Raw genomic sequence first — 26768 nt, 5'->3', positions numbered from 1 at the left:
GTAGGTGCCACACCCTGTCACCTACCCCTGCGAGCCTTCGTATCGAGCCGGTCAGCCACGCGACCCGGACGGCCCCCCCTTTAACACTGACGGAGTCAGCACCATGTTTGATGTTCTGGGCAATCTGAACTGGTTCGGGATCCTGCTCGGCTTCATCGCCTTGACCCTGCTCGGCGGCGTCTGGTTCGCCGGCCTGTTCCCCAAGGCGTACAACCGCTCCCTCGGCCGCGAGGTCGGCGCCAAGGCGCCGACCTCGCCGCTGTTTCTCGCCGGGCCGCCACTGACCAGCCTGGTCATCACCCTCACGAGCGCGATCCTGATAGCTGCGTTGAAGATCGACACCTACGGCGATGCACTGCTGTTCGGCCTCATCGTCGGCCTCGGCCACCTCACGGCCAACACCGTCACCATCGCCATCAACCCCAACTTCCCGCGACCGCTGCTCTACGCGGCGATCTCCGGCAGCTACAACATCGTCGGCAGCCTGATCGTCTGCGCCATTCTGCTGGCCGTCTGAGCCCGGCAGCACCCTGGGGACTCGCCGATTCGGCCGTCCGACACCCCTTCCCTACTTCTCTCTAACGAGACTTACCAGCCCATACCGGGCGTACCGTGCCCGGAAAATCAACAAGGAGTCACCAGCATGGCCATCTCCACCACCACCCACCTGAACTTCCGCGGCGACGCTCGCGCAGCGCTGGAGTTCTACCAGACCGTGTTCGGCGGCCACCTCACCACCATCGCGTACGGCGACTTCGGCATGCCGAAGGAACTGCCAGACGCCGACAAGATCGTCTTCGGCCAGGTCACGGCCGACAACGGCTTCAGCATCATGGCTTACGACGTGCCCAGCCAGGCACCGGCCGCCGCCGCGCCCGCCGCCACCACTCGCGAGCACGGCATGACGCTGACCGGCGAGCGGTTCTTCGTGTCCGTCCGCGGCGAAACCACCGAGGAAGTCGGCGTGCTGTGGGACAAGCTCACCGACGGCGCCGACATCATCGAGAAGTACGGCCCGTCGCAGTGGGCCCCGGGCTTCGGGATGCTGACCGACCGCTTCGGCGTCACCTGGATCCTCGACGTCGCCGCCCCGTACGCCGGCTGACCACCAACGCACTCATCCGGTCCGAGCCGGCCTGCTCAGGCCGCCTCGGACCACCCCTTCGCCTTTGGAAGGAACAGATCATGCGCACTCGCCCCCTGGGCCGCACCGGCATCAAGGTCAGTCCCTACTGCCTCGGCACCATGATGTTCGGCCCGTTCGGCAACCCCGACCCCGACGACTGCGTCGCCATCATCCACCGGGCCCTCGACGCCGGCATCAACTTCATCGACACCGCCGACGTCTACGGCGGTGACGGCGAAACCGAACGGATCGTGGGCAAGGCGCTGCGTGGCCGACGCGACGACGTGGTGCTCGCCACCAAGTTCAACGGCCCCATGGGCGCCGACCCCAACCATCGCGGCAGCTCCCGCCGCTGGATCGTCACCGCGGTCGAGAACTCGCTGCGGCGACTTGGCGTCGACCACATCGACCTCTACCAGGTCCACCACCCCGACCCCGGCACCGATATCGAGGAAACCCTCGCCGCCCTGACCGACCTGATGCAGGCGGGCAAGGTACGCGCGATCGGCCATTCCAGCCTGCCGGCCGCGGAGATCGTCGAGGCCCAATGGGCTTCCGAACGGCGCGGGCTGGCCCGCTTCCGCACCGAACAGCCGCCGTACTCGATCCTGAACCGCGGTATCGAGCGCGACGTCCTCCCGGTCTGCGAGCGTTACGGGCTGGGCACGCTGGTCTGGAGCCCGCTGGCCTCGGGTCTGCTCACCGGCCGCTACCGCAAGGGCGGCAACGAACAAGTCTCGAGCGCCCGCATGCACTGGGTGCCGAAGCACATGACCGACAAGCGCAACCACGATGCCGTCGAAGAACTCGTCCCGATCGCCGAGCAGGCCGGTCTGTCGCTCACCCATCTGGCCCTGGCCTTCGTCATCAGCCATCCCGCGGTCACCTCGGCGATCATCGGCCCCCGTACCATGGCGCAGCTCGGCGACCTGCTCGCCGGCGTCGGCACCACCCTCGACGACGACACCCTCGACCAGATCGACAAGGTGGTCCCGCCTGGGGTGAACCCGGGCACTCTCGACATCGCCTACGTACCACCCGCACTCGAGCAAGCCGACCTGCGCCGCCGCCGCACCGACGACCGCGCCGCCGCCTGACGTACCTGTTCATGACCACTGATAGGAGCGCAAAGTCCCTGAGTACGGGGCTTTTGGGGCTTTTGGGTGGCGCGTGCTCCAGCCTCTGCGGAAGACTTGGAGGCGTTGGAGACCCAGCGTCCTCACCGCGGACGGCACCATCTGCGGCGCCGCCCGCACCGCCGCTCTCCGGCAACCGGTTCTCCAAGCCCCGCTCCCGTCATCGCACAGGCCTTCGGCTTCCACCACAAGACCACCACCCGCCCCGCCTCCGAAGCGGGCGCGACATGGAGCCGCTAAGCCCCAAGGAGATCGAGAGGCTGATCCAGAAGGTCCTGGAGGCCAACCGCGACACGCTGATGCGTTGCGGACCGCGAGGCCAGTACCAGATCAAGGCCACCATCGACGGGGGCGTCTACGTGCTCGGCCTCAACAACGGCCGGGCCGGGCAGTTCTACCCGCCGAACAAACCGGACAAGGTCGCGCTGCGGCCATGTCAGAGGATACTGACATGATCTCGCTGCTCAGCTACCTGCGCCTGCCCGATGAATCGTTCATGCCGGTGGAGGAGTGCACGCAGGCACCCCCCGACGCCGACTACGTGGAGGGGGCGATCGAGCTGACGATCGATTGGCAGCCGATCGTCACCCTCGACCAGCCGCTCGTCCTGCGGCTCGAACGTCTCGGCAAGGGCAGCCTGCTGGTCACGTGCGGCGAGCGGAAGGCGGCGACGCGGGAGGCGGAGTTCGTGACGGCGGTACGGCGGGAGGGGCTGAGGTTCTTCATGGAGTTGGACCGGCTGCTGCCGGGCAACGCCGGCAGGAACGCCGAGGCCGTGAAGTCCCTCACCGCCGCCCGTGGTCCGCGGCCGGGCGGCGGATGACTGCCACGACGCCCCCGTTCCACCCGTTCGGTCGGCTGTGGATCGTCAGCGTCATGTGGCGAAGCGGAGCAGGCCGCTCGGCTCCCAGAACTCCTTGTCGTCTTCGGCGCTGACGTAGTCCCCGGCGAGGATCAGGCCCTGGATGCGCGCGCCTCCGATGCCGAACGCCCGGCGCCCGCCGAACGACCCGTCGAAGAGCGGACCGCAGTGGTCGCGGAACTCGGCCTCCGTCAGTTCGTAGACGGTGAACTCGTCGTAGGACGCGCAGTTCACGGCCATGAAGGCGACCGGGCCGAAGAGGATCTCCATCCGGGTGGCGCCGCCGTCGCCCTTGTCACTCCTGAAGAGAAGTTGTGAATGGGAGGCGACGTAACGGGCCACTGCATCTCAAGGGCGGTCCTCAGCCTGTGCCGGAGGCGAGATCATCGGCACTCCTGGCGTTGCCAGGGGCATCTCCCGGCCTACCGTGAGGGAGATCAAAGTCAACGACTGAGCAGATAGCGCCGGGGCGTGGTGCCGACCGTGCGGCGGAAGGCCGCCAGGAACGCGCTCGCCGTGGCGTATCCCACGTCGTGCGCCACCCGGGACACCGGCTGCCCCTCGGCCAGCAGCGGCAGGGCGGCGCGTAGCCGTACCTGCGTGCGCCATTGGTCGAAGCTCATGCCCGTGTCGCGCGCGAACAGCCGCGTCAACGTCCGCCTGCTGACGCCGGCCGCACGGGCGTGAGCCTCCAGGCTGCGCGGGTCGGCCGGATGCGCCAGCAGGGCGGCCGCCACCACCCGGACGCGCTCGTCGGTGGGCTGCGGCACGTCGATGGGCCGGGTGGGCAGCGGGCGCAGCAGGTCGGGCAGCACCGCCTCGGCGCGCAGCCGCACGTCGTCGGGGAGATCGAGGCGGGCCAGGTACCCGATCAGCTCGGCGAGCAAGCCGTCGACGCCGACCGCCGTCGGCTCGGGCCAGTCCAGCGGGCAGCGCTCCGGCGCCAGGTACAGACTGCACAACACCGCGTCGCGGGTCGCACCGGTGGCATGGGTGACACCCGCCGGCAGCCACAGCGCCCTGGTGGGAGGCAGGACCCAGTACACCTCCCCCACGCCGACGCTCAGGACACCGCGCCGGGTCCAGGCGAGCTGGTGGTGGGTGTGGCTGTGCGGGGGGATCCACTCCCCCGAGGCCAGCGGGAAGTGGCCGACGGTGATCGCGCTCATGTCCTCCATGCGACACAGTCTGGCCTCATCGCGGATTGTGGCCAAATGCGGCGGGTCATAGCGTCGTCGGGTGCCGATGATTGTGTTGTGTCTTGTTCAGTTCATGCTCGTGCTCGATGACACCGTCGTGAACGTGGCCCTCCCGAGCATCCGCGATGAGCTGGGCTTCAGCGCGTCCGGCTTGCCCTGGGTCGTCAATGCCTACTTCCTGGCCTTCGGCGGGTTGCTGCTGTTGTGCGGCCGGCTGGCTGATCTGCTCGGCCGTCGCCGCGTCTTCCTCATCGGGGTGGCGCTGTTCGGGGTGGCCAGCCTGGCCTGCGGGCTCGCGCAGGAGCCATGGCAGCTCGTGATCGGGCGGTTCGTGCAGGGCGGCGGTGCTGCGATGGCCAGCCCTGCGGCGATGTCGATGATCACGTTGCTGTATCCGGGGCCGGAGGAGCGGGCCAAGGCTCTGGGCATCTGGGGCGGCATCGCGGCCCTGGGCGGGACCTCGGGCCTGGTGCTGTCCGGGGCGCTGACCGATCTGGTGTCCTGGCGCGGGATCTTCCTGATCAACCTGCCCATCGTCGCCGTGGCCCTGGCGCTGCTCCCCCGGCTGGTCCCCGAGTCCCGCGCGCCCGGCTGGCGCCGCCTCGACGTTCCCGGCGCGGTCCTGGTCACCGGCGCCGCGGTGTCGCTGGTGTACGGGCTGCTGCGGGTCGGAGAGACCGGCTGGAGCGACCCGATCGTCATCGGCGCCGTCGTGCTGTCCGCGGCCTTGGCGGCGGCGTTCCTGGTGGCCGAGTCGCGGGCGGCGGCACCGCTGGTGCCCGCATCGTTCCTGGCCTCGCGGACGCGGGCAGTCGCGGGCGGCGCGACCCTGCTGTTCTCGATGGCGATGTACGCGATGTCGTTCCTGCTGATGATCCAGGTGCAGACCGTTCTGGGCTACAGCCCGCTCCTGGCCGGCATCGCCTACCTGCCCTACGGCGCCGGCATCCTGGCGGGCATGTGGCTGTCCTCCCGCATCTCACTCAGGATCGGGACACGCTGGGCGCTCCTGCTGGCGTTCCTGGTCAACATCGCCGGCCTGCTGCTGCTGTCCGGCGTGGCGGCGGGCGACTCCTACGTCGCCCACGTCCTGCCCGGCATGCTCATACTGAGCGTGGGCAACGGGCTGAGCCTGCCCGTCATGGCGGTGGCCGCGGTCGACGGCACCACCGAGGAGGACGCCGGTCTCGGCTCGGCCCTGTTCACCTCCGTCCAGCAGATCGGCGGCGCCATCGGGGTGGCCGCGCTGGCCGTCATGGGCTACTCCGGCGGGCTCATGGCGGGCGCGGTCTGCGTGGCGCTCGGCGCCGTGATCATCGTCGTGTTGCTGCCATCGCATGACGGCGGCCCGCAGCAGCCGGCTGGACATGGAGCCGGCGACCAAAGCAAGCCGACAGCCGCTCCCCGCCGTTGAGTAGTCGCAGCTCTTCAGAGGCGGGGTCACCCGGTGGCGGGTTCGTTGCCAGCGCCGAATCGGGAGGTGTCGGCCGGGTCGAGGTCGGGTCGTGGCCGCGGGAGCCGCACGGGATGGCGCCTGTGCCCGAAGGCGTCTACATCGGTGTCGGCGCTGACCTCGAACACGATGCCCGGTCAGACCTTGGTCAGCGGCTTCTTCGCGTCCCGGCCGCCCCGCCGCCGGGAGTGAGCGGGATCGGGAGCGCGCGTCACGCCGCGCACCCAGCCCAGAAGCGGGTCACTGTCACACGAGCAGCGCCTCGAGCTCCGGAAGTCGGCCGAACATGTCGGGGAGACCGCGCACGCCGTTGCGCACGGACTCGTGCGACAGCGCGAGGTCAGGGCCGGTGCTCGCCTCGACACCGGCGAGGCAGCGGAGGATGTTCCACCTCGTGAACCCCAGCCAGCCGCCGATCATGAAAACGAACCAGCTTGGACCCGACGGCGGCAGCGCTCCGCCCCCCGCGACGTAGCCGTCGAGGACCGAGCGGAAGATGGTGGGCTCGATGTTGTCGAAACCAGATCCCTTCGCCAGGCTCAGCGCGGTCGAGCCGAGCTCACCGGCCAGGTCGAGCATCCCCGAGAGCTCCCAGTCGAGCACCACTGGTCGACCGTCTCGAGCGAGCAGGTTCCACGGTTGGATGTCCTTGTGGGTCAGCACGACGGGGCCCGGCCGTTCGCAGGTGTCGACGAAGTGGGCGATCGCGAGGAACGTCTCGACGTGGGAGGCGAGTTCGTCGGCCTACGGCTGTCCGGTCGACGCCGCCCGCTCGGCGAGTTCGGGCCAGTCCCGTGACGTCGGGTCCTCGATCGACACGTGGGTCCACTCGACGTCGAGTGCGTGGATGCGTGCGAGGATCTCACCGATCTCGAACGCGTACGCCGCCGACACCGGTGCTTCAGGCACCTTCTCTCCCTCGACCCACCGGTGGACGAGCGTGTGGTGGCTGGCCGAGACCGGCTCTGGCATCGGGATGCCGGCAGCGAAGGCCGCCCGCTCGAACCTGAACACGTCCTCGACGTGGTAGGTCCAGCGGCGGTCGAGGAGGTTCAACTCCTTCACCGCGAACGACCCCTGGTCGGTGTCGAGCCGGTACAGCCGGTTGGCCGACCCGCCCTGGACGCGGATCATCGGCCCGATCGGGGCGCCGAGATACGAGAGGTTGGAGGGCACGCTGTCGTCCGCGGTCACCCACACAATCTAGTTGTTGGGTGCTGGTAAGAATCGCGCCGCACGGCCCGAACGACGCCGCGTAACCGGGAGCTCCTGGGTGGCTTGACATAAAGACAGATATCGAGCAGTGCAACCTGCGGAAACGCTCAAGATCGCGTTATCGCGCCGGACTTATCCCGCCATGTTCGAGCCGTAACCCCCGCGCCCACCCGCCCTCCGCGATCAGGCCTGCAACTCCCTTAGCCACCACGGGCCGCCAACCCGATGATCCGGGATTGAGCACCCCTCCGTGATCAGATGCCGCGCCACTCAACCGCAGCACGGTTGGCGTGGCCGATCGTGACACTCCTCCACAGGCGGCGCGGCCCGCTCGCGCTACCACAAAACGCCCGACCGCCCGCTCATCAACACCGAACTGCAGCGGCTCCAGCTTCAGGGCCCTGAAGAGGAACCGACGCACCAGCAAGAGAAATCACACAGCAACTAACGATCAATCAAAAATCAGTTTGAAGATGTCATGAGCGACGTAGTACGAGCCGCCATCCGGCATGAGCACGAACGTCTGCGCGAATCTAAAGGGGGAACCGTCTGCTTCGAGCCTCCCTGTCACCAAAATGAGTACGCCTGCGCCCCCGGGCAGGGGCTGCGCGTCCTTGGTGTGGATCTCGTGCTTGACGTTCTGGAAGGAAAGCGTGGTCAGTTTCTCCACGATGTCCGCCGCGCCTTGGGTCTGGCTGGATTCAAAGGTCAGAAGCGAGGTCGGCCTGTACAACCCCTCGAGGGACCGGCGATCTGTATCGAACGTGTTGTAGTAGTACGGGATGAACTGATCGGCAACCGCTTCATAATCTGCACCGCCCACAGTCTTCCTTTCAAGTACGCCTCAGTACGGACCCTCAAACTTGGAGGCTGGAGAGTTCAGCCAGCACAGCCTCGACTGGACGTCACTCCGTCCCTACCGATGGTAACGATCATCCTTCGACGCACCAACCCCCTTTTGTGATGGAACGGCAGGGCGCTCCGGCAAAGGGAGGCGGGCGCAGCGGACCAGGTTGAGCGGCGGCTCGCTGCAGCTCTGGGAGTTTTGGCCGACCAGGGGACTGCCCCTTTCACCGGTACTTGGTCTGCACCCCTGGACGCGCTGCCCAATCAGCGGCATACCGCCAAACGCGTATGCTGCCCAGCGTTGAGATCACCAGGCCTGTGAGCGCAAGGAGCGCCTGATGTTGCATGGGCGGGAGCGGGAGCAGCGGGAACTCGGCCGGCTCCTGGCGGAGGCCGCCTCTGGCCGGGGCGGCGCCGTCGTGGTCCTGGGTGAACCGGGCGGCGGCAAGTCGGCGCTGCTGCGGTGGGCGGGCTCGGGCCAGGAGTTCCAGGTGCTCGGCTGCACGGGCGTGGAGAGCGAGGCCGAGCTGCCATTTGCGGCGCTGCAAGTGCTGCTGTCCGGCGCGATGGGGCACCTGCCCGGCCTTCCCGGTCCTCAGGCGGAGGCGTTGCGGGCGGCGCTGGGGCTGGCCGCGCCGGGGGGCGACAACCGGTTCCTGGTCGGCCTTGCCACGGTGTCGCTGCTGGCGGAGCTGGCCGCGGACGGGCCGGTGTTGTGCCTGGTGGACGACGCCCAGTGGCTGGACCGGCCGTCGGCCGAGGCGCTGGCGTTCGCCGCCCGCCGGCTGATGGCCGAGAAGGTGTTCCTGCTGTTCGCGGCGCGAGAGGGAGCCGCCCTGCCTGGCCTGCCCGAACTGGCGCTCAAGCGGCTGGATGCCACGGCTGCGCGGGCGCTGCTTGCCGAGCACGCTCCCGACCTGCCCGTCCATAGACGCGACCGGGTGCTGGCCGAGGCCGACGGCAACCCGCTGGCCCTGCTCGAACTGCCCAAGACCGACGACGGCGAGCCCGGGCCCCTCCCGCTGCCGCACCGGCTGCAGGACGCCTACCAGCAACGCATCGCCAAACTGCCCGCGCCGGCCCGTAGCGCCCTGCTGGTCGCGGCGGCGGAGGAGAGTGGCGCGCTGGCGGCCACGCTGCGGGCCATGACGGTTCTCGGGCTGGCGGCGGACGCGCTGGCGGCGGCCGAGGGCGAGGGGCTGATCGCCGTAGAGGAGCAGACGGTCGTCTTCCGGCACCCGCTCATCCGTACGGCCGCCTACCGGGGCGCGCCCTTCACCGACCGGCTGGCCGCGCACGCCGCGCTCGCGGACGCGCTGGCCGGCGACCCCGACCGGGCGGCCTGGCACCGAGCGGCGGCGGCCACCGGGCCGGATGAGGAGGTGGCGGCGGACCTGGAGGCGGCCGCCCTGCGCGCCCGCCGGCGTTCCGGACACGCCACCGCCGTCGCGGCGCTGGAACGGGCCGTCCGGCTCACCTCCGAGGAAGCGGAGCGGGCGCGGCGGCTGGCGCTGGCCGGGGAGATCGCCGTGGACGCGGGCCTGCCCGATCGCGCCCGGCACCTGGCGGGGCAGGCGCTCCGGCTGACCGAGGACACCCGCGTGCTGGCGCGCGTCGCGACCGTGCGGGCCCGGGTGGAGTTCGAGCACGGCTCGTTGCGCACGGTGCACGAGGTGCTGGTCACGGCGGCCCGTCAGGTCGCGCCGCTCGATCCGGACACCGCCGCGTCGATGCTGGCCGACGCGGCACGGGCGTCCTGGTCGGCCGGCGAGCCCGTACGGGTGGCACAGGCCCACCGCATCCTCGCGGAGCTGCCGCCGGACACGGTCAGGGACAGGCTCGTCGCGTCCATCGGCGGGGCGCTGAAGCTGTACTCCGACGACGCGGCCGAGGCGGCCGATGGGGTGGCGCTGCTGCGCGAGCACATCGCGCAGGGCAGGAGCGGGCCGCCGGGGCTGCGGCTCAACGTGGCCTCGCAGGCGCTACTGACCGGCGACTACGACGACACCCGCGACATCATGGCCGGCCTGGCCGAGGAGAGCCGCACGAGCGGCGCCATCGGCTGGCTGCCGATGGTGCTGTGCACCCTCGCGACCGCCGAGATCAACCTCGGCCGCCACCGCGACGCGATCCAGTCCGCGAGCGAGGCACTGCGCATCGCCGAGGACACCGGCCAGCCCAGCCGCATGGCACACGCCGAGGCGCTGCTGGCGTACGTGGCCGCCGTCCGCGGCGACGAGCCCGGCACGCGCCCCGCCGAGCGGAGCCTGCGGCGTTTCCCCGCGCACGCCAACGCGCTCGTGGCCGCGTGGTGCGAGTGGGCGCTGGCGCTGCTCGACCTCGGCCGGGGCCGGTACGAGGCGGCACTGGACCGGCTGGAGACGGCCACCCGCGGCCCGATCCAGCACGTGGGCCCCGGCGTGCACTTCGCCGCCGACCAGGTGGAGGCCGCCGTCCGGCTCGGCCGCCCGGAACGCGCCGCCGAGCCGCTGGCCCGGCTGGAGCAGTGGGCCGCCGCCGCCCGCCTGCCCTGGGAGGACGGTCTCGTGCTGCGCTGCCGCGCGCTGGTGACCGGGGACGGCTCGCTGTACGAGCGGGCTTTGGAGCTGCAGGGCGAGGCCCGGCCGTTCGAACGGGCCCGCACCGAGCTGCTGTACGGCGAATGGCTGCGCCGCGAGCGGCACAAGGCCGAGGCCCGCACGCACCTGCGCGAGGCGCTGGAGCGGTTCGAACGGCTCGGCGCGGCACCGTGGGCCGAGCATGCCCGCGCCGAGTTGCGCGCGGCCGGCGAAAGCTCCGTCCCCACGGCGACGGCGGACGCGGCGGCCCAGCTCACCCCGCAGGAGTTGCAGGTGGTACGGCTCGCGGCGACCGGTGCGACGAACAAGGAGATCGCCGCGCGGCTGTTCCTCAGCCCCAAGACCGTCGGCCACCACCTCTACCGCGCCTTCCCCAAGCTCGGCGTCTCCACCCGGACGGAGCTGGCCCGCCTGAGCCTCGAATAGGGGCACATGCCCGATACCGCCGGATGATCGCCGCTTCTAACGTCTTGACCAGCACCAAAGGGAACAAGACGAGGAGTGTGGCGGCCATGGAACTGGCCATCGACGTGGAGGGACTGGTCAAGTCCTTCGGCCGGGCCCGGGCCCTGGACGGTCTGGACCTGACCGTACGAGCCGGGGAGGTGCACGGCTTCCTCGGCCCGAACGGGGCCGGGAAGTCGACCACCATCAGGACCCTGCTGGGCCTGCTGCGGGCCGACGCCGGCCGGGTGACGCTGCTGGACGGTGACCCGTGGCGCGAGGCGGCCGAGCTGCACCGGCGGCTGGCGTACGTGCCGGGCGACGTGAGCCTGTGGCCGAGTCTGACCGGCGGCGAGGTCATCGACCTGCTCGGCCGGCTGCGCGGCGGCCTGGACCGGGCCCGGCGGGCGGAACTGCTGGAGCGGTTCGAGCTGGACCCGCGCAAGAAGGCCAAGACCTACTCCAAGGGCAACCGGCAGAAGGTCGCGCTGGTGGCGGCGTTCGCGTCCGACGCCGACCTGCTCATCCTGGACGAGCCCACCTCCGGCCTGGACCCGCTGATGGAGGCGGTCTTCCAGCAGTGTGTGGCCGAGGAGAAGGCCCGCGGCCGGACCGTGCTGCTGTCCAGCCACATCCTGTCGGAGGTGGAGGCGCTGTGCGACCGCGTCACGATCATCCGCCGGGGCCGGACGGTGCAGGCCGGCCCCCTGTCCCAGCTGCGCGGTCTGGCCCGCAGTCAGGTCACCGCCGAGCTGGCCTCCCCACCCGAGGGGCTGGCCCGGATGCCGGACCTGCACGCGGTGCGCATCGAGGGAAACCGGATCTCCTTCGAGGTGGACCGTACCCGGCTGGACGCGGCGCTGGCCGAGCTGATCAGGGTGGGCGTACGCGACCTGACCTGCACCCCGCCCTCGCTGGAAGACCTGTTCCTGCGCCACTACGAGAGCGAGAAGGCCGAGCGATGAACGGCACCTGGACCCTGACCAAGCTCGCGCTCAAGCGTGAGCGCCTCATCGTCCCGCTCTGGCTGCTGCTGCTCGTCGCGCTCGCGGCCGGGCAGGTCCAGCGGTACGCCACCGGCATTCCCGACATCGCAGCCTTCGCCCGCGAGATGGCGGCCAACCAGGCGCTGACCGCGTTCGCCGGCGAGATCCCCTCCGCCACTCTGGCCGGCATGGCGGTCTGGAAGAACGCCGACGCCATCTACACCATCCTCGGCCTGATCATGATCCTCACCGTCGTCCGGCACAGCCGGGGCGAGGAGGAGTCCGGCCGCGCCGAATTGGTCGGCGCCGGCGTGGTCGGCCGCCTGGCGCCGCTGACCGCCGCGCTCGCCGTCGCCTGCGGCTCGGCCGTCCTGGCCGGGCTGCTCACCGCCGCCGCCATGGCCGCGACCGGCGCCGGCGCGGCCGGGTCGCTGGCCTTCGGCGCCGCGATCACCGCCGCCGGCCTGGTCTTCGCCGGTATGGGCGCGGTGGCCGCCCAGCTCACCCAGACCGCGCGCACCGCGATCGGCGTGGCCGCGCTCGGCCTGGGCCTCAGCTACGTGCTGCGCTTCGTCGCCGACGGCAGCGGCCTGGCCGCGCTCAAGTGGCTCTCACCGCAAGGCTGGTCGCACCTGGTACGGCCGTACGGGGACAACAACGTGACCGTGCTGCTGCTCAGCCTCGCCTTCACCGCCGCGACCCTCGCCCTGGCCTACCGGCTGCTCACCCGGCGCGACCTCGGTCACGGCCTGATTCCCGAACGTCCCGGCCCGGCCGCCTCCGACCGGCTGCGCAGCCCCCTGCGCCTGGCCTGGCGGCTGCAGAAGGGCCTGCTCGCCGGTTGGATCGCCGGATACGCGATCGCCGGGCTGGTTCTGGGCGCCCTGGCCACCTCCATCGAGGAGGTCGCCCGGCAGGGCGCCGCGGTCGAGGAGTTCTTCCGCCGCTACACCGCCTCGCCCGAGGCCACCATGACCGACGCCTACCTGTGGCTGATCGTGCTCAGCCTCGGCTACGTCTCGGCCCTCTACCCGCTGCTGGCCCTGCTGCGGCTGCGCAGCGAGGAGACCACCGGCCGGGCTGAGCTGCTCCTGTCCACCCCGGTCTCCCGCGCGCGCTGGGTCGCCGGCCACCTGCTGTTCGCCCTGGCCGGAACCGCCCTGATCCTCGCCACCGCGGGACTGACCATGGGCCTGGTGGCCGGAGCGCCCGGCAAGGTCCTCGCCGGCGCCCTGGTGCAAGTGCCCGCCACCTGGGTGATGGCCGGGGTCGGCGTCCTGGCCTTCGGCCTGCTGCCCCGCGCCGCGGCCGCGATCTCCTGGGCGGCCTTCCTGTTCGTCAACCTCTTCGGCGAGGTACTCGGCCCGATCCTCGGCATCGACTACCGGATCGCCAAGTACGCCGTGCCCTACCCCAACCTGCCCATGGTCATCACCGGCGCGCCCTTCACGGCCACCGCCATCGCGATCATGACAGGCATCGCCGCCGTCCTCGTCGCGGCCGGCCTCGCTGCCGTTAGACGCAGGGCACTCACCTGAGCCCCAGCGACGCCACGGACAGATCCGCCCTGGACTCCAGGGCGGATCTGTCCGTACCCCGGTCGCGGCCGACGCCGAACCGGCGGGGCACGCGCGGATCGGGTACGCCCGCGCCTCCACCGTCCGCCAGTCCCTGGACACCCAGCTCGACGCGCTCAAAGCCGCCGGCGTCACCCGCGTTTTCTCCGAGAAGATCTCCACTCGGGCCACCACCCGGCCCGAGCTCGCGCTGATCGGCGCGCTACTCCTCGCCATCGGCGCCAAGAACGGCGTGGACGAGGCCGTAGGCAACCTGCCGCCCGTAGCAGAGGACCCGACCGGCGGCGAGCAGCTCGACATCCCAGCCGAGATCAGGGAATCCGCCGCCGCTGGCGACGACCTGCTCGACCGCGTGATCATCTGCGCACGAGCCGCAGCCAACGCCGACCCCGCCAAGATGCCCGTCAGCGACGACTACCTCGACGCGCTCCACCACCTGGACACCGTGCTCGCCGCCCGGCCCCTCATCGTCTACCAGGTACGCGACGCCGCCCGCCGATACGCAGCCGCCTTCACCCTCCCCGAGAACGCGAACGACCTCGTCGCTACCGGCGCCGGGGACAACGAGATGGCGCTCATGGGCTCCGTCATCCTCCTGCGCGAAGCGATCCAAGACCAGGATGCGGCACACGCCCAGCTCAAACAGCGCTACCCCGAGTCGAGCCAAGCCGCCACCCTCCCGCCACGGTTACACCGGCGCTGCCGCATACGCTTCTCCACCTGGAGCAGCTCCGCCACCCGGACGAACCAGCCGCCCCCGGCACCGGCACCACCCGCTCAAACTCCCCCGTACGCAACCACCTGCGCACCGTGTCCGCAGAAATCCTCGCGCGCACCGCCGCCGCGATGAGCCTGGCCACCGCCCTCATCGAGTACGCCGCCACTACCCGTGACCGCCACCGCCGACCCACCGATCACGGCGAGAGCAACATCGCCCATTCCGACCTCGACCGCATGCAAGGGCCCGTCGACCGCTAACCGTCCCGCGCGAGGGTGGCTCCCTGAGCTCTCAGAGCTGCGGGAGCGCACCGCTTCTTGCGGGCACAGGCGGGCTGACCGCGGCCGAAGGCGGGGGAGCGAAGGTTGGGGGAGGTAGGAGTCGCCACCACGGGTGGTATCCCAGCAGCGGCTGATGGTGCAGATGAGCGGCCAGTGGTGAGGGCGTACCCGTCGTTTCGCGCCGGGATGAGCGGGGCCGGGCTGCGCTCGAGCAGGCCGTCGAGGACGCGGCGGCGGAGCCCGAGGACGCGGAGGCGACGCCCGCGCTGCGGCAGCAACTGAAGCGGGCGCTGCGAGAGGATGCCGAGCTGCGTGATCAGGTCGCCGCACTGCTGTCGCCCGCTGCGGGCGCAACAACAATCACGGCGAGCGGCCAGAGGAGCGTCGCGGCAGGCAGCATCCGCAACGCGATCACCGGCAACAACAACACGGTCCACGGCTGACACGAGCGTCAGCCGCCTCGGCCTGGACCAGACGTTACAGCGAACTCGACCGCCGCGCATGAGGACCAAGGGCGAGCACCTGCGGACCGCGACAAAGGGGTGAGGTGCGGCTCGTGCTTGGTAGCGTGCTGGCCATGCCTCCCGCCAAGCGCGCCGCCGAGGTCTGGGCCGCGCTGAACGATCGCCAGCGCGCGTACATGCGGGCCATCTATCACAAGGACCAGGAAGCCGAGCAGTTCTGGAAGGGCGCCCGGGCGCGGGGGAAGACGGCGCCGCCGGCGTCGCAGTGGCGGTGGCTGGACTACGGTCCGGTCGGTGGCGCCTCAGCGGATCACGGAGCGGTGCGACGTGCGACGGACCGCTACCAGGCGAAGAAGCTGCAGGGCGCCACCCGCCCATTTCTGCACTCAGCCGCCCGCGCCCTACTGGATGAGCACACCGCGCTGAACGGCCCTGGCACGGGCTGGGACCTGAACGAATTCCGCCACTTTGTCACCGCTTAGAGCAGCTCACGCAATGAGGTGAAGCGCCGCCAGCAGATGAGCGCGCAGGCCAGCTTGAGGAAGGCCTCGTAGATGTCGGCCCGGACCTCCCGGCGGATTCGCAGGCGTCGGGAGGCGTGCAGCAGGGCGAAGGTCTGCTCGACGACCCAGCGTTGTTTGCTCAGGCCGGAGCCGCGATCGGTGCCGCAGCGGGCGATCAGCGGGCGGATCTGCAGCTCGCGGACCAGGCGGCGGTAGTTGTCGTGGTCGTAGCCGCGGTGCGGACGGCCAGGTCGCGATTCCGGCGGGCGAACTCCCCGGCGGGCAGCCGCCTGCGGTCGCCATGGCCGGGCAGCGGCCATTCGAAGCGGATCCGCGGCGCCGTACCGGCCAGCGACGCGGCCAGTTCGGTGATGGAGTACCAGGTGACCGACTCGGCGACGGCGAGGTCACCGTGCGCCCGTTACTTAGGAACACTACGCGCTGCGCTAACGACTTCCATGATCGACCGTAAGTACGCTGCGCACATCGGATCCGCCGAACGGCGTCTGATGCCATAAATTCCGAAGGATTCTCAGTAGAGGGACAGGAAATGAGAAGAAATCTCAGGCGAGGGGGTGCCCTCGCTGCGGCCGTTTCCCTGGCAGGGGCCATGGTTGTCACGGGCGGGGCCACAGCGGCGCACGCGGACACTCGGTGCAGCGTGAGCAAGATCTACATCAACGACAGCCCCGGCGGAGACCCCAAGCAGGAGGCGTTCGGTCACTCCCACGACACCGGTAACCACTACGTCGCTAGATACGTATGGCTCACCAATGTGAGGAAGTGGTTGTGGGTGTGGAATGCCGACAATGACGGCGGATGGGACGGTGACACCCCGGACACCTCCTACGGTACGAGCGAGTGCTCTAACACCCCGTGGTAGCGCTCACGAACGAGCGAGACTCCGGTTCGTGAAGGCCTCGGCTGCCGCCGTGTGGGTCTTCTTTTTGGGGGGCGTGGAGTGTGCGTACGTCGACCAGGGCGCTCATGTTCGGTTCAAGCCGCGGCTGACATCACGGTTGTTCTCTCGGGGATCGCGCGTCTCGATCACAGCGAGCGGCGGTCGCCCGCCGGCTGGTGGGCCAGGCGCTGGAGGAGGGCGTGCCGCTGTTCGGCATCTGCCTGGGCGGACAGATGCTCGCCGAGGTGGCCGGCGGCGAGGTGACCGGCGACACCGGCGCGCCGGAGAACGGCAGCCTGCCGGTCACGCTCCGGCCCGAGGCGGCCGGCGACCCGCTGTTCCACGGGCTGCCGCCGGTCGTGCCCGCGATCGAGCACCACAAGGACGCCGTCACCCGGCTGCCCGCCGGGGCGGTGTGGCTGGCCGAGACGCGTGCCTGCCCCTACCAGGCGTTCCGGGTGGGCGAGCTGGCGTGGGGGGTGCAGTTCCATCCCGAGGTGCTGCCCTCGCGGGTACGCGAGTGGACGCCAGACGGCTTCGACCCCGAGGAGGTCTACGCCGGGGCGGTGGCCGACGAGCCGGTCTCCACGCCGGTCTGGCGCGAGGTGGCGCTCCGCTTCGCCAAGATCGTCAGCGGCCGGACACCCGCCGACCGAGCCTGAGCACCACGACCGGACGGCGATCGAGCCTGAGCGCCACGGCCAGGCGGGTGGCGGGGCTAGTTTCCCGTCTTCTTCAACGTCCCCGTGGTGGTGACCGAGCCGCGTGAGTGGAAATAATTGTAGGTCAGGGTGCCGTTCGCGTGGCGGTCGAGGGCGATGTTCCCTTCGGGCGTGCACCCTGTGCCGCTGGTGAGCGTCTCGGCCAGTTCCAGGCTTTCGGGAGAGGCTGTCCGGAGTGTGAGCTCGCCGGCGCAGTGCAAGGGCTCGTATGCGATGGTTCCCACCGGCTCGCCCGGCTGTCCGTCCCGCAGTCGCAGTCGCACTTCGTACGAGCTGCCGCCTTGGGTGACCGTCCCCGACCACACGCCGAGGAAGGAGCGCGGGATGGTCTCGGGGACGGATGGCGTCGGTGTCGCGGTGGGCGTCTGCGACGCGGGGCCGGACGTGGGACTGACCGTCGGGGCAGGCTCTGGCCGCTGAGCCGCCGACGACGTCACGGCTCGGTCCCGCCGGGCCTCCGCCCGCTCCGCCTCGTCGCCCAGAAGGGACAAAAGCTTAGGACTACGCCCATCCCTGCGAGAACCAAGCCCAGGATGACGGCGAGGTTCTTCCGCGGGCCAGGAGAGCGCCCTGTTCGTGCATCCTCGTTCATGGCGCGCCTCCTTCTCCCCGACCGTAGGAGTTCCCCGCCGCGGCCGCTCTCATGGCCGTCGGCGACGCGGTCGTCCACGAAGCCCGATCGTGAGCCGCGCTCGCCTTCGGCCGCTGATCGTATGACGAGATCCGGACGATCATCCCTGATCCAAAGGGGCATCAGGGCCGCCGCCGCGAGTTAGTGTCTGGCCATGAAGATCAAGTTTGCCGCCGCCCTGGTCGCCGCGGCCGCCGCCGTCTCGCTCACCCCCTCCGCCGCCAGTGCCGAGCCCCTCCCGTCCAACTGCCGCTCCGGGATCGGTTACAACGCCGCCTACACCTGGGCGAACTGCACCGGCGGGGCGGGTTATGTGCGGGCCATCGCGACCTGCTCCAACGGTTCCTCCACCGCCAAGTCCTACGGCTCGTGGCAGTGGGTCGGCACGCAGTCGGAAGCGCACTGCGCCTGGGGGTATGTCACGGCTGTGGCGGCTTCCTACGACATCAAGGCCTACTGACCGACCGGCCGCCGCCCGGCTCCGCGCGCCACGGCGGGTGGAGCCGGGCGGTGGCGCAGCCGGCGAGCCTGACCCCCGTCCTCCTTCGTACGGCCGCCGCGTCCAGGACGTCACCACCCGCGTACGGCGACGCGGCCGGGCACGAAAGGCCCCAACTTGGGCGGGGTGCAGGTAAACAGACTTCACCCCTGGCCGGACGACTTCGCCGAGGCCGAGGCCGTCCAGGACCGGCTGCGCGGACGCGTCGAGCTCTCCGGGCCCACGGAGTTCACCCTGGTGGCCGGCCTCGACGTGCACTACCACGGCGACGACGACGTGACGGCGGCGGCGGTCGTCCTGGACGCGGCGACCCTGGAACCGGTCGAGCGGGCGGTGGCCCACGGCAAGGCGGCCTTCCCGTACGTGCCCGGCCTGTTCGCCTTCCGCGAGCTGCCCACCCTGGTCGAGGCGTTCGAACGCCTGGCCGTCACCCCTGACCTGCTGGTCTGCGACGGCCATGGCCTGGCGCACCCGCGCGGCTTCGGCCTGGCCTGCCACCTGGGCGTGCTGACCGGCCTGCCCGCGATCGGGGTGGCCAAGACGCCGGTTCGTGGGCGAGCACGAGCCGCCGGGCCGGGAGCGCGGCGACTGGACGCCGATCGTCCACGAGGGCGTCACGGTGGGCCGGGCGCTGCGCACGCGGCGGGACACGAAACCGGTCTACGTCTCCCAGGGACACCGCATCGGCCTGGAGTACCAGGCCAAGCGCATCATGACGAGCGCGGACGTGATCGCCGACGATCTGTGGGCCCGGATCACCTCCGGCGAGCTTCGCCTCCACCACCGCTTCCCGACCGAGCGCGAGCTGATCGAGCACTACGACAGCAACACCGAGGTGGTCCGAGCCGCCAAGAGCCTCCTGATCGACGAAGGACTGATCGGGCGCGCTGGGCGCGGGGCGAAGGCAGGGCTCACGGTCCTGCGTACGCCGCCAACGACCTCGGCCTGAAGGGATCACACGAGATGGGCTTTCCTGCGGACGAGACCATGGTCGCTGAGCTGGCCACGGTAGAGAACTTCGACATCCGGGCCGTGCACGCCGACGGCGAGATCCTGACCCTCATCGCTGAGGTCGCCAGCGCTCGATGCCAGCAGCCGATCGACTACGACAAGCCCTTCGGGGCCATCACCGCTCTGCACGTCACCCTGAGGCGGATCGCGGCCCTGGCCTCGCGTAGCAGTCGCTACCCCCGCTGAATGCTTCGCCGGGCGGACTCTCCCACCCCCGGATCCTCTTCCCGGAAGGACTGCGGATGGTCAACTCCTCAGCGAAATGCCCGTGGCCTCCGAAGGTGATGGAGGCGCGCGACCGGATCGGCGAGCTCGGCGAACTCGCGCTGCGCCGCAGGCTGCGGGTGCGCGTCCGCAAGTCCAAGCTGTTCGGCTTCGACGTCTACTGCGCCAGCGGCACGATCGAACTGCTGGACACCCGCCGCACCGGTCTCGGCTGGGCCGACGACGTGCTGGGCACGCTGCAATCCGGCTCGGGGCCGCACGGGTGGCTGCGCCATCGCCGTCGCGCGGCCCTCGCTCTGCACCGCGACGCACTGATCGGACAGGGCCTGCTGCGCCATCAGCCCGGCAGGCTCCTGGCCGGAGAACGCCACCACCCCGATCCGTCGGCCCGCGGCTCGCTCATCGCCCACTTACGCGCTGTCTATGACCAGCGGGCCCCGCTCGACGAGCATCTGCTGTTCCTGAGCGACCTCGTGGACAGCGCGGGGTTCGCTGGGGAGCTCGGCCTCAGGCTGAGCTGGCAGCAGCGCAAGGACCGCGCCCGCGGCGTCGGGGCCGTGCTGGCCTTCGCCGAGGACCTGCGTGACACCAGCACCGTGCTGAGCGGCGCCGTACCGAACCCGCGTAGCAGCGGCGAGTGACCCTGCGGCGAACGCCGTCAGGGCACCCACCCGGGTGCTCGTGACCGCCTGCAGCCCCCTGGCGGGTCAGCGCACGGGCGGCTGCCGGTAGCGGACACACGACGGGCCGGCGCCCTGCTCGCCGGGTAGCCCTGACGCAGCGCTGCATCAGGGCCCCCTCAGATCCCCTTGCTGCACGTCCGTCACCACCGACACCTCCCTGCTCGCAACCGCGGCCCCCACAGGCGAGGACGGCCCCGGGTGCCACCACCCGATCCACGATCACCAACAGTAGTGACTCCGTCGCGCCAGTCCCGCTCGGCGATCTGCGGGCTGTGCTCGCCGTACTCGAGCGGTGCTCGCCGAGTTGGTCGACGTCGTCGGCCCGGGCGAGCTGCGCCGTGGCGGCGGCAGAGCGGCGGCCGCGCATCACCACGGCGTGCCGGGCGGCCGCGGCCAGGCTCTCCAGCTCTTCGGCGGTCAGGCCTCCGCCGAAGGGCGGCCGGGCGAATAGCAGGCACATCGCGGGCGACCGGGGAGGGTTCTGCCCCCGCCGTTCTAGTGCCGCATCAGGCACTGTGTGCTCGTCGAGCCAAGTGATACGGGCCAGGGGCCTTTCATCGATGCAGAAACCTGGAGACTGTGCACGGCCACGGACCAAGCCCGTGGCCGCGGGCAGGGTTAGTAGTAGACGTAGAGGGCGTAGGTCTGCCAGGGGCTCCAGGTGCCTTCGATCTCGCACTTCACCCGCTCGGACGGCCAACCGCCGAAGTCCACGACGGCCATGGTGTGGCAGCCCACCCAGGTGTCGTGGCGTGAGATCCAGTGCCAGGACTCCGCCGACGCGGCGGGAGCTGCGGCCAGGAGGGCTCCTCCGGCGGCTAGGGCGCAGAGGCTGGCCTTGAGTGCTCGCGTGACTGTTTTCATGGCGTGCTCCTTGCGGGGGCGCCCTCGTGTGAGGCTCTACCTCAAGTTATCTGCGCTACGTGACGGCAAGTCAACAGAGAGTAATCGAATCGTCGGGAACGGTTCAGTACCCAGCCGGTGCGTCACGTCACAACAGGGCCTCCCTTGCCCGGTCCCGGACGAGGGAGGCCCTGGCAGGAACGGCCTTAGAAGCCGGGGGCCACCCAGTGGGCCATGACTCCGGTGCGTCCGTCGGAGTTGCTGGCGACGGCAGCGGTGCCGGCCTGCCCGATGCGGAAGCCGTGGAGGGTGACGACGTCCCCGGCGGCGAAGGTGTGCAGGAATGTCTGTCCGGCGGTGTTCTGGCTTCCGTGCGCCGGGCTCTGGATGCCGGTCACTGCCTCACTGCCGGGGATGACGGCGCCGTTCTTGAAGATGGCCGTATGGACGAACAGTGCGTTCGCGCTGCTGGTCACGGCGAGCATGGGGCGGGCGTTGTAGGAGACCTCCCATACGCCGGGGAAGGGGATCTTGAGTTCCGGGACCTCGGAGATCCGCTCGTAGACGCGGTCGGCGCCGTTGATGGTGTGGCTGAAGTTGAGCGGGTCAGTCTGGAGCCAGGTCGAGCCGCCCGTGGTGTTGGCGGCGGGGGTGATGGGATTGCTTGGCATGGCTACCTCCCGATCAGGGGGTGGTGGGACGGCAGATGAAGGGGCCGCCGTCCGTGAAGCACCACCCAGAAGATACGTTTAGTAGTTGACTGATTACAATCCGTTGACTTGACTGACTGTGCACGTTACACCGGACGTATCGGCATTCGCCCTCCCGAGAGCCCAGATCGTTAGGTGCTGTCACGCCGCTTCCCCCACGCAAGCTGGCATTTCTGCAGTCCCCGGGACGGCCTACGACTCCTTGGCGCCTGCGAGGGTCTTGTGGACGACGCCGATAGAGACGTTGACGCCGGCGGCGATGGTGCGGATGGACTCCCCGCGCTGACGGCGGGCGAGGATGGCGGCGCGTTTGTCGTCGTCGACCACCGGGGGTCGGCCGCCGACCCGGCCGCGGCGGCGGGCCGCCTCCAGGCCGTTCTTGGTCTTGCGGACGATGTCACGGCGCCGGTCCTCCGACAGGGCCAGGGCCAGATCGAGGATCAGGGAGCGCTCGGTGTGCTCGCCGGCCGCGATGCCCTCCAGCACCTTGACCGCGATGCCGCGCTGGAACAGGTCGTTGAGGACGATGAGCCCTTCCAGGAGGTTGCGGCCGAGACGGTCGACCTCCTGGACGGTCAGCATGTCCCCGGCGCGGATGTAGGACAGCGCCTCCAGCAGGACGGGCCGGTCGTCGGTGGCGAGCTTGCCGCTGATCTTCTCCTCGAACACCTTCAGGCAGATCGAGAAAATCCAACGCCAGCACGACGCCCTCGACCCCTGATGGGACGCGCGTCCAGCAACGCCATCCAGGCCGTCCAGCAGCTTCAGGAACTGCTCAACGACAATGCCCAGATCACCATCGAACTCCCCCCGCAGGGACTCGGCGGCGTGCTGGCTCCCAAGCCCACCAAATTGATCGTCACCCCGACACCTCCGCCGAAGCCCGGCCCTGCCGACCGGCCCGGCGGTGCCATCGCCGACCTGAAGGGCTTCAACGATCTGAAGCCCGATCCGCTCACCGCACGCACCCCCATGCAGTTCGTCGAGCTGATGAAGGACTATCGGATCTGGGCCGGCGAGCCCAGCTACCGCGAACTGGTCCGCCGCTCTGGCAAGGCCTTCGGTGCTAGCAGCCTGTGCGAGGCGCTGAACTCACCCCGGCTCCCGCCGGAGAAACTGGTCCGTGCCTTCATCTGGGCCTGCTCGAACTCCGAGTCCGATGTCCAGGTGTGGGTGACCGCCTGGCGCCAGCTGCGCATGCGCCACAAGCGCGCCCAGGGCGAGCCGATCGCCTCGGTCGCCGAGCTGCATACCCCTGACCAGCGCCGCAAGACCGGGTAGCCCTTTCTTCCTGAGCATAATTCGTGAGGGCCGGAACGCGACAACGTTCCGGCCCTCACCTGCCCGCCAGGAGTCCCCCAAGCCGAACGGCCATGGAGGGCCGTCCGCACCAGGTCCTCGGGTTCCACACATCCGCCCGCGCATGAGGCGTCCGGCCGCCTATACGAGTTGAGCAATTCGCCTGGAATGCTGCGCGGCAGGAGGTGGAATCGGGTGTATGGGTCTTATCCGACGCTCACCTCTGCCACCTGCGCGTCCCCCCGACCTGCGACCGCCTCGTTCGATGTGGTGGTGGGCACTTCCTACGGCGCTGCTGGTCGGTGCGGCGGCCTGGGGTGTCAGCGCCTGGCTGCTGCAGGACCTGGACAAGCTGCCCACTCTCGCCGAGCGGGTGTCGGCCCGAATTGAGGCCGCCCGTACCGCACTGGCCGCCGCGGCCGGGGTAGGCGCTTCGGTGACGCTGCTGCTGGCCGTGCGCCGCCAGCGGCATCAGGAGCTGGCCACCGCGCACACCACGCACGACGCCGCCGAGCGTCGCGTGACCGAGCTCTACACCAAGGCGGTCGAGCAGCTCGGCAACGCCCAGGCCCCGGTCCGGCTCGGTGGCCTGTACGCGCTGGAGCGCCTGGCCCAGGACACCCCGGCGCTGCGGCAGACGATCGTGGACGTGATCTGCTCATATCTGCGCATGCCGTACACACCGCCGCGCGAGGACCGCGGCGAGAAGATCCGCGCCGCGCAGCGCGCCGCCCGCACCCGCGACCTGGCCCGCTCGGGCACGAGTGGCGGCCGTGATCCGCAGGAGGAACGCCAGGTCCGCCTGACGGCTCAGCGCATCCTGACCGCCCACCTCCGCTACGACGACTCCCCTGCCCCACGCCGCCGGTGGCTCTTCCGCCGCCCCGACCACAACCCGCGCCATTGGCCGGGCATCCGGCTTGACCTTGTCGGCGCGGTCCTCATCGACTTTGATCTCGGCACCTGCCGCGTGGACTCGGTCGAGTTCACCGGGGCGACCTTCACCGGGGACGCCCGGTTTGACCAGGCGGTCTTCACTGGTGACGCCCGGTTCGTCGAGGCGACCTTCACCAGCGGCGCCCGGTTCACCGGAGCAAGCTTCAGCCGTGACGCCCGGTTCGGTAGGGTGACCGTCAGCGGCGATGCCCGGTTCAGCGCGGCGAGCTTCACTGGCGACGCCTGGTTCAATGGGGCGACCGTCAGCGGCGACGCCCGGTTCCGTGGGGCGGCTTTCAGCGACAACGCTCTATTCAGCAAGGTGACCTTCGCCGGCGATGCCTGGTTCGGCAAGGTGACCTTCGCTGGCGACGCCTGGTTTAGCGACGCGACCTTCGTTGGCGATGCCTGGTTCAACAGCGGGCTGTCGGGATCGGCCGGGCCGAAAGGGCCCCAGCTGATCTGGCTTCCCTCGGGGCTGGAGGTGCGCGAGGGCCGCGAGCCCGGAGTCGCGCCGCTCGGCGTCCCGGGTTGCCCGCCGGTGGCGCCGTGGCCGGGCGTCCCCGCCGATCCAGGGGTACCCGCGGCGGAAGCGGATATCTCATCGGGTGTCACAGGGGCGTTCTCCGGCGAGGAGCAGGCCGGCTGTTCATCCGGCAAGACGGCTGGAAAGGCACCTGGGCCTCCGATGAACTGTCGGACGCGCGGCGCGGCAATGGGGGATCCGGCGCGGGCGCGTAAGGTTCGCGTCTCGCCTGTACATCGTGGACGGGACTCGAAACCTTACACGCCGAACTCTGATCCTCAAGGCACCGCGGCGCATCCCTTATCGCTCTGATGCGGCGCGAGCCGCGGGCATGCGCACGTGGGCGCGGAACGGCTGTTCCGCGCCCACCGTCGATCCACCTGTTTCAGCAGCCGATCGGCGCATCCACCGTGACGGAGGCAGGGCCGTAGAAGCTGGGCCCGCCGGGACCCACGGGCCCCTGGGACAGCTTGACCTCGGCGCGAATCGTCGATCCGCAAGGGGCGGTCGCGGTGGTGCCCTCAACGGTCACGGTGTTGTTCCAGATGCTCACCGACTGCCGCCGGGAGCCGAGGAACAGGCCACCGACGACTTGGCCGGACACCTCCACCTCTGCGCGCTGTGGGGTGATGACTCCGCCGGGGCCAGGCTCCGCGATGCCGGGCGCGCCGACTGTGCCGTAGAACCGCGCCTGAGTGCCCGTGAGATCCACGCAGGCCTTGGTGGAGAGACCCGAGATCAGGACGCTGTCACTGCAGGTGGTCGTAGTCGTGGCGGCGGATGCCGGGCTGCTCAGCGCGAGCGCCCCCGCGGCCGCCGCCCATGCGGCGAGTACCGCGGCTCCACGCTTGACGATCTGCTTCAACGATTTCCCCTTTGATGATCGGGCGTGCGGCCTCGCGCCACACACGGCAGTAGCATGTCACGCATGACATGTTGAAATATTGAGCGCCAGGAGAACTGCCTGAGAACCTGCGGGAAAGGTTTGAGCGTTTAAATCGGGCGCTCCAAAACCGCAAAATCGGAAAATTGGATGGGGGCTCGAACGCGAAGGCGCAACCCCGGCCGTCAAACTCTCGCCCAGAAAGCGTCCGGGCTGCTTCGCGCCGTGCCTCACCTCCTGCATCTCACCCAAATGGGGGTGCCGTTAAGAAACGTGCGGTGAGCCGCCAAGCCCTACCTGAGCTGGACCATTGTCGTCGCACAGCGCCGTTGAGACTCCCACGTGGCGATCACTCGGTACGCGCGCCGCAACTGTCTGTAATGCGGGGGTATCGCGGGTGGATCTGTAGATATGGAACGTCCCCCGCTCAGCATGGACGAGCTGGTTGAGCACTGGACGGTTCCAAATCCCATTGCCGGCACCTCCGTGCTGTCTCATGGTTCTGAGGTGGTGACAGCGGCCGGCACGGTCGAACTCGCCCACGACGTGCTGCTCACCGCCTGGCCACGCCTGCGCACCTGGCTGGCCGACAAGCAAGCCGACCGCCGGCTGCACGGCGAGATCTGCCAGGACGCCACCCAATGGGGGCAGACCGGCCAGGACGCATCGTTCCTATATCGCGCCACCCGCCTGGAAACGGCCCAGCACGCCGCGACGGGCTGGCACGCCGACCCCGGCCGCCACCTCAAGCTGCCCGAGGTCGCCACCGCCTTCCTGCACGCCGCCACCCGGGCCGCCACCCGCACCCGGCGCCGCCGGCAGGCCCTGTTCTCCGTCCTGGCCGGACTCCTGGTTATCGCGACCATCACCGCGATAACCGCCATACGCATCGCCCAGGACGCCGAACAGCAACGCACCGAGGCGCTGGTCGGCCAGCTGGCCGCCTACAGCCAATCCTTGCCCGGCGACCCGGTGACGTCGGCGCGCCTGGCAGCGGCGGCCTGGGCGATCGCCCACACCAGCGACGCCCGCACAAGCATGTACGCGGTGGTCAGTCAGCCTGCACGGGGCGTCCTGAGAGTCCAAGACAGCTTGGAGCCCTCGATGGCGTTCAGCCCGGACGGCACCCGCCTGGCCAACTCCGGCGACAAGACGGTGCAGATCTGGGATGCGGACACCGGCCGTCAGCTCGGCGCCCCCCTCACCGGCCACACCGGCCCGGTGGCCTCGGTGGCGTTCAGCCCCGACAGCAAGCACCTGGCCAGCGGCGGCGACAAGACCGTACGGATCTGGGACGTTGCCTTGCCACCTGATCTTCCTCATCTTCTTCGAGAGGTCTGTCGCATCGCGGTTCGTCCGTTCACGCCTCCGGAATGGCAGCAGTACATCCCCGATGCGCCCTACCGGCCTAGGAGCTGTTTCTTAGATCAGGTCCGGAGCCAGATAGCCAGGGCGGCCAGGGTGACGGTGCCGAGGAAGATGTAGGCGCGTTTGTCATAGCGCGTGGCCA

29 protein-coding genes and 5 pseudogenes are annotated in these 26768 nt (G+C 70.0%); 23 read left to right on the top strand and 11 right to left on the bottom strand.

The features are described 5' to 3' along the window. Nucleotides 1-103: 103 nt before the first annotated feature. The 5 genes from IEZ27_RS32170 to IEZ27_RS32150 all read left to right on the top strand — a co-directional run bounded on the left by IEZ27_RS32170 (nucleotide 104) and on the right by IEZ27_RS32150 (nucleotide 3085). The gene (locus tag IEZ27_RS32170) at nucleotides 104-517 is read left to right on the top strand and encodes a DUF1761 domain-containing protein (RefSeq protein WP_189650684.1); all 414 of its coding nucleotides are present in this window, start codon (nucleotides 104-106) and stop codon (nucleotides 515-517) included. A gap of 126 nt (nucleotides 518-643) precedes the next feature. Beyond that, entirely contained in the window at nucleotides 644-1105 is a 462-nt protein-coding gene (locus tag IEZ27_RS32165) for a VOC family protein (protein WP_189650683.1), read from the top strand. A gap of 80 nt (nucleotides 1106-1185) precedes the next feature. Then, a complete protein-coding gene (locus IEZ27_RS32160; protein ID WP_189650682.1) occupies nucleotides 1186-2223 on the top strand; it encodes an aldo/keto reductase in 1038 nt (345 codons plus the stop codon). Nucleotides 2224-2489: 266 nt separating this feature from the next. Next, entirely contained in the window at nucleotides 2490-2717 is a 228-nt protein-coding gene (locus tag IEZ27_RS32155) for a hypothetical protein (RefSeq protein WP_189650681.1), read from the top strand. Next, nucleotides 2714-3085: a hypothetical protein gene (locus IEZ27_RS32150; protein ID WP_189650680.1), complete on the top strand. Its 372-nt coding sequence runs from the start codon at nucleotides 2714-2716 to the stop codon at nucleotides 3083-3085. The genes IEZ27_RS32155 and IEZ27_RS32150 overlap by 4 nt, the downstream gene beginning before the upstream one ends. Nucleotides 3086-3136: 51 nt before the next feature. Here IEZ27_RS32150 and IEZ27_RS32145 read toward each other — a convergent pair whose 3' ends face one another. Continuing rightward, entirely contained in the window at nucleotides 3137-3466 is a 330-nt protein-coding gene (locus IEZ27_RS32145; RefSeq protein WP_189650679.1) for a hypothetical protein, read from the bottom strand. Between the two features lie 101 nt (nucleotides 3467-3567). Continuing rightward, nucleotides 3568-4302, bottom strand: coding sequence for a helix-turn-helix transcriptional regulator (locus IEZ27_RS32140; RefSeq protein ID WP_189650678.1), 735 nt, complete (start codon nucleotides 4300-4302; stop codon nucleotides 3568-3570). Nucleotides 4303-4369: 67 nt separating this feature from the next. Between IEZ27_RS32140 and IEZ27_RS32135 the strand changes: the two genes are divergently transcribed. Beyond that, nucleotides 4370-5737, top strand: coding sequence for an MFS transporter (locus IEZ27_RS32135; RefSeq protein ID WP_189650838.1), 1368 nt, complete (start codon nucleotides 4370-4372; stop codon nucleotides 5735-5737). A gap of 285 nt (nucleotides 5738-6022) precedes the next feature. Here IEZ27_RS32135 and IEZ27_RS32130 read toward each other — a convergent pair. Further along, nucleotides 6023-6910, bottom strand: a pseudogene (locus tag IEZ27_RS32130) (phosphotransferase family protein). Between the two features lie 532 nt (nucleotides 6911-7442). Next, entirely contained in the window at nucleotides 7443-7814 is a 372-nt protein-coding gene (locus tag IEZ27_RS32125; RefSeq protein ID WP_189650677.1) for a nuclear transport factor 2 family protein, read from the bottom strand. Between the two features lie 361 nt (nucleotides 7815-8175). On the opposite strand from IEZ27_RS32125, the gene IEZ27_RS32120 reads away from it, so the two are divergent. The 4 genes and pseudogenes from IEZ27_RS32120 to IEZ27_RS55340 all read left to right on the top strand — a co-directional run. Next, nucleotides 8176-10842 (top strand): helix-turn-helix transcriptional regulator, encoded by a 2667-nt coding sequence (locus IEZ27_RS32120; protein ID WP_189650676.1) that lies wholly within the window; start codon nucleotides 8176-8178, stop codon nucleotides 10840-10842. Between the two features lie 86 nt (nucleotides 10843-10928). Then, nucleotides 10929-11825, top strand: a complete 897-nt coding sequence (locus tag IEZ27_RS32115; protein WP_189650675.1) for an ABC transporter ATP-binding protein — start codon at nucleotides 10929-10931, stop codon at nucleotides 11823-11825. After that, entirely contained in the window at nucleotides 11822-13384 is a 1563-nt protein-coding gene (locus IEZ27_RS32110; protein WP_189650674.1) for an ABC transporter permease, read from the top strand. The genes IEZ27_RS32115 and IEZ27_RS32110 overlap by 4 nt, the downstream gene beginning before the upstream one ends. Beyond that, nucleotides 13356-13601: pseudogene (locus IEZ27_RS55340) on the top strand (recombinase family protein); the annotation flags it as partial. The gene IEZ27_RS32110 and the pseudogene IEZ27_RS55340, both read left to right, overlap by 29 nt. Before the next feature lie 24 nt (nucleotides 13602-13625). Here IEZ27_RS55340 and IEZ27_RS54245 read toward each other — a convergent pair. Continuing rightward, on the bottom strand, nucleotides 13626-14090 hold the full coding sequence (locus IEZ27_RS54245; RefSeq protein ID WP_229824537.1) for a hypothetical protein: 465 nt from the start codon (nucleotides 14088-14090) through the stop codon (nucleotides 13626-13628). 143 nt (nucleotides 14091-14233) lie between these two features. On the opposite strand from IEZ27_RS54245, the gene IEZ27_RS32100 reads away from it, so the two are divergent. Further along, a complete protein-coding gene (locus tag IEZ27_RS32100; RefSeq protein ID WP_189650673.1) occupies nucleotides 14234-14401 on the top strand; it encodes a hypothetical protein in 168 nt (55 codons plus the stop codon). A gap of 568 nt (nucleotides 14402-14969) precedes the next feature. Continuing rightward, nucleotides 14970-15368 (top strand): hypothetical protein, encoded by a 399-nt coding sequence (locus IEZ27_RS54240; protein ID WP_229824536.1) that lies wholly within the window; start codon nucleotides 14970-14972, stop codon nucleotides 15366-15368. Here IEZ27_RS54240 and IEZ27_RS32090 read toward each other — a convergent pair. Beyond that, nucleotides 15365-15661, bottom strand: a pseudogene (locus IEZ27_RS32090) (IS5/IS1182 family transposase); the annotation flags it as partial. The gene IEZ27_RS54240 and the pseudogene IEZ27_RS32090 sit on opposite strands and share 4 nt — an antisense overlap. A 389-nt stretch (nucleotides 15662-16050) precedes the next feature. Here IEZ27_RS32090 and IEZ27_RS32085 point away from each other — a divergent pair. Together IEZ27_RS32085 and IEZ27_RS32080 are read left to right on the top strand one after the other, a co-directional pair. Continuing rightward, nucleotides 16051-16272 (top strand): hypothetical protein, encoded by a 222-nt coding sequence (locus IEZ27_RS32085; protein WP_379478651.1) that lies wholly within the window; start codon nucleotides 16051-16053, stop codon nucleotides 16270-16272. 170 nt (nucleotides 16273-16442) lie between these two features. Beyond that, nucleotides 16443-16952, top strand: a pseudogene (locus tag IEZ27_RS32080) (type 1 glutamine amidotransferase); the annotation flags it as partial. 56 nt (nucleotides 16953-17008) lie between these two features. On the opposite strand, the gene IEZ27_RS32075 reads toward IEZ27_RS32080, so the two are convergent. Next, nucleotides 17009-17236 carry a hypothetical protein gene (locus IEZ27_RS32075; protein ID WP_189650670.1) on the bottom strand — a complete coding sequence of 76 codons (228 nt, stop codon included), beginning with the start codon at nucleotides 17234-17236 and terminating at the stop codon, nucleotides 17009-17011. 561 nt (nucleotides 17237-17797) lie between these two features. Here IEZ27_RS32075 and IEZ27_RS32070 point away from each other — a divergent pair. The 6 genes and pseudogenes from IEZ27_RS32070 (at nucleotide 17798) to IEZ27_RS32050 (ending at nucleotide 20512) form a co-directional block, all read left to right on the top strand. Next, nucleotides 17798-18103, top strand: coding sequence for a hypothetical protein (locus tag IEZ27_RS32070; RefSeq protein ID WP_189650669.1), 306 nt, complete (start codon nucleotides 17798-17800; stop codon nucleotides 18101-18103). A gap of 165 nt (nucleotides 18104-18268) precedes the next feature. After that, nucleotides 18269-18649, top strand: a pseudogene (locus tag IEZ27_RS32065) (endonuclease V); the annotation flags it as partial. Between the two features lie 43 nt (nucleotides 18650-18692). Continuing rightward, a complete protein-coding gene (locus tag IEZ27_RS55335) occupies nucleotides 18693-19091 on the top strand; it encodes an endonuclease V (RefSeq protein ID WP_308427317.1) in 399 nt (132 codons plus the stop codon). A 14-nt stretch (nucleotides 19092-19105) separates the two neighbouring features. Further along, complete coding sequence (locus IEZ27_RS32060) at nucleotides 19106-19339, top strand: hypothetical protein (RefSeq protein ID WP_189650668.1); 234 nt, start codon at nucleotides 19106-19108, stop codon at nucleotides 19337-19339. A 98-nt stretch (nucleotides 19340-19437) separates the two neighbouring features. Further along, nucleotides 19438-20019, top strand: a complete 582-nt coding sequence (locus IEZ27_RS32055) for a GPP34 family phosphoprotein (protein WP_189650667.1) — start codon at nucleotides 19438-19440, stop codon at nucleotides 20017-20019. Nucleotides 20020-20353: 334 nt separating this feature from the next. Beyond that, nucleotides 20354-20512 carry a hypothetical protein gene (locus IEZ27_RS32050; RefSeq protein WP_189650666.1) on the top strand — a complete coding sequence of 53 codons (159 nt, stop codon included), beginning with the start codon at nucleotides 20354-20356 and terminating at the stop codon, nucleotides 20510-20512. Between the two features lie 167 nt (nucleotides 20513-20679). Here IEZ27_RS32050 and IEZ27_RS32045 read toward each other — a convergent pair whose 3' ends face one another. The 3 genes from IEZ27_RS32045 to IEZ27_RS32035 all read right to left on the bottom strand — a co-directional run bounded on the left by IEZ27_RS32045 (nucleotide 20680) and on the right by IEZ27_RS32035 (nucleotide 22283). After that, the gene (locus IEZ27_RS32045) at nucleotides 20680-20925 is read right to left on the bottom strand and encodes a hypothetical protein (protein WP_189650665.1); all 246 of its coding nucleotides are present in this window, start codon (nucleotides 20923-20925) and stop codon (nucleotides 20680-20682) included. Between the two features lie 185 nt (nucleotides 20926-21110). Next, a complete protein-coding gene (locus IEZ27_RS32040; RefSeq protein ID WP_189650664.1) occupies nucleotides 21111-21575 on the bottom strand; it encodes a hypothetical protein in 465 nt (154 codons plus the stop codon). Nucleotides 21576-21806: 231 nt separating this feature from the next. Next, complete coding sequence (locus tag IEZ27_RS32035) at nucleotides 21807-22283, bottom strand: recombinase family protein (protein ID WP_229824534.1); 477 nt, start codon at nucleotides 22281-22283, stop codon at nucleotides 21807-21809. Between the two features lie 51 nt (nucleotides 22284-22334). On the opposite strand from IEZ27_RS32035, the gene IEZ27_RS32030 reads away from it, so the two are divergent. Then, a complete protein-coding gene (locus IEZ27_RS32030) occupies nucleotides 22335-22895 on the top strand; it encodes a hypothetical protein (RefSeq protein WP_189650663.1) in 561 nt (186 codons plus the stop codon). A gap of 283 nt (nucleotides 22896-23178) precedes the next feature. Beyond that, entirely contained in the window at nucleotides 23179-24687 is a 1509-nt protein-coding gene (locus IEZ27_RS32025; RefSeq protein WP_189650662.1) for a pentapeptide repeat-containing protein, read from the top strand. Between the two features lie 73 nt (nucleotides 24688-24760). Here the strand turns inward: IEZ27_RS32025 and IEZ27_RS32020 are convergent, their stop codons facing one another. Beyond that, nucleotides 24761-25240 (bottom strand): hypothetical protein, encoded by a 480-nt coding sequence (locus tag IEZ27_RS32020; protein WP_189650661.1) that lies wholly within the window; start codon nucleotides 25238-25240, stop codon nucleotides 24761-24763. A 450-nt stretch (nucleotides 25241-25690) separates the two neighbouring features. On the opposite strand from IEZ27_RS32020, the gene IEZ27_RS32015 reads away from it, so the two are divergent. After that, nucleotides 25691-26743 carry a WD40 repeat domain-containing protein gene (locus tag IEZ27_RS32015; RefSeq protein WP_189650660.1) on the top strand — a complete coding sequence of 351 codons (1053 nt, stop codon included), beginning with the start codon at nucleotides 25691-25693 and terminating at the stop codon, nucleotides 26741-26743. Nucleotides 26744-26768 lie beyond the last annotated feature (25 nt).

Origin of the sequence: Nonomuraea spiralis (assembly GCF_014648435.1) — a bacterium.
GTDB lineage: Bacteria > Actinomycetota > Actinomycetes > Streptosporangiales > Streptosporangiaceae > Nonomuraea > Nonomuraea spiralis.
The sequence above is the reverse complement of the archived record's forward strand: the minus strand, read 5'-3'. Positions and strand labels throughout refer to the sequence as shown.

What these genes read in the sequence shown, in the direction of transcription:
- IEZ27_RS32135 (WP_189650838.1), top strand. Translation starts at nt 4,370, where the DNA reads ATGATTGTGTTGTGTCTTGTTCAGTTCATGCTCGTGCTCGATGACACC.
- IEZ27_RS32060 (WP_189650668.1), top strand. Translation starts at nt 19,106, where the DNA reads ATGGGCTTTCCTGCGGACGAGACCATGGTCGCTGAGCTGGCCACGGTA.
- IEZ27_RS32025 (WP_189650662.1), top strand. Translation starts at nt 23,179, where the DNA reads ATGTGGTGGTGGGCACTTCCTACGGCGCTGCTGGTCGGTGCGGCGGCC.
- IEZ27_RS32040 (WP_189650664.1), bottom strand. Translation starts at nt 21,575, where the DNA reads ATGCCAAGCAATCCCATCACCCCCGCCGCCAACACCACGGGCGGCTCG.
- IEZ27_RS32170 (WP_189650684.1), top strand. Translation starts at nt 104, where the DNA reads ATGTTTGATGTTCTGGGCAATCTGAACTGGTTCGGGATCCTGCTCGGC.
- IEZ27_RS32150 (WP_189650680.1), top strand. Translation starts at nt 2,714, where the DNA reads ATGATCTCGCTGCTCAGCTACCTGCGCCTGCCCGATGAATCGTTCATG.
- IEZ27_RS32165 (WP_189650683.1), top strand. Translation starts at nt 644, where the DNA reads ATGGCCATCTCCACCACCACCCACCTGAACTTCCGCGGCGACGCTCGC.
- IEZ27_RS32120 (WP_189650676.1), top strand. Translation starts at nt 8,176, where the DNA reads ATGTTGCATGGGCGGGAGCGGGAGCAGCGGGAACTCGGCCGGCTCCTG.
- IEZ27_RS32045 (WP_189650665.1), bottom strand. Translation starts at nt 20,925, where the DNA reads ATGAAAACAGTCACGCGAGCACTCAAGGCCAGCCTCTGCGCCCTAGCC.
- IEZ27_RS32160 (WP_189650682.1), top strand. Translation starts at nt 1,186, where the DNA reads ATGCGCACTCGCCCCCTGGGCCGCACCGGCATCAAGGTCAGTCCCTAC.
- IEZ27_RS32015 (WP_189650660.1), top strand. Translation starts at nt 25,691, where the DNA reads ATGGACGAGCTGGTTGAGCACTGGACGGTTCCAAATCCCATTGCCGGC.
- IEZ27_RS32030 (WP_189650663.1), top strand. Translation starts at nt 22,335, where the DNA reads ATGGGACGCGCGTCCAGCAACGCCATCCAGGCCGTCCAGCAGCTTCAG.
- IEZ27_RS32140 (WP_189650678.1), bottom strand. Translation starts at nt 4,302, where the DNA reads ATGGAGGACATGAGCGCGATCACCGTCGGCCACTTCCCGCTGGCCTCG.
- IEZ27_RS32155 (WP_189650681.1), top strand. Translation starts at nt 2,490, where the DNA reads ATGGAGCCGCTAAGCCCCAAGGAGATCGAGAGGCTGATCCAGAAGGTC.
- IEZ27_RS32055 (WP_189650667.1), top strand. Translation starts at nt 19,438, where the DNA reads ATGGAGGCGCGCGACCGGATCGGCGAGCTCGGCGAACTCGCGCTGCGC.
- IEZ27_RS32110 (WP_189650674.1), top strand. Translation starts at nt 11,822, where the DNA reads ATGAACGGCACCTGGACCCTGACCAAGCTCGCGCTCAAGCGTGAGCGC.
- IEZ27_RS32070 (WP_189650669.1), top strand. Translation starts at nt 17,798, where the DNA reads ATGAAGATCAAGTTTGCCGCCGCCCTGGTCGCCGCGGCCGCCGCCGTC.
- IEZ27_RS32115 (WP_189650675.1), top strand. Translation starts at nt 10,929, where the DNA reads ATGGAACTGGCCATCGACGTGGAGGGACTGGTCAAGTCCTTCGGCCGG.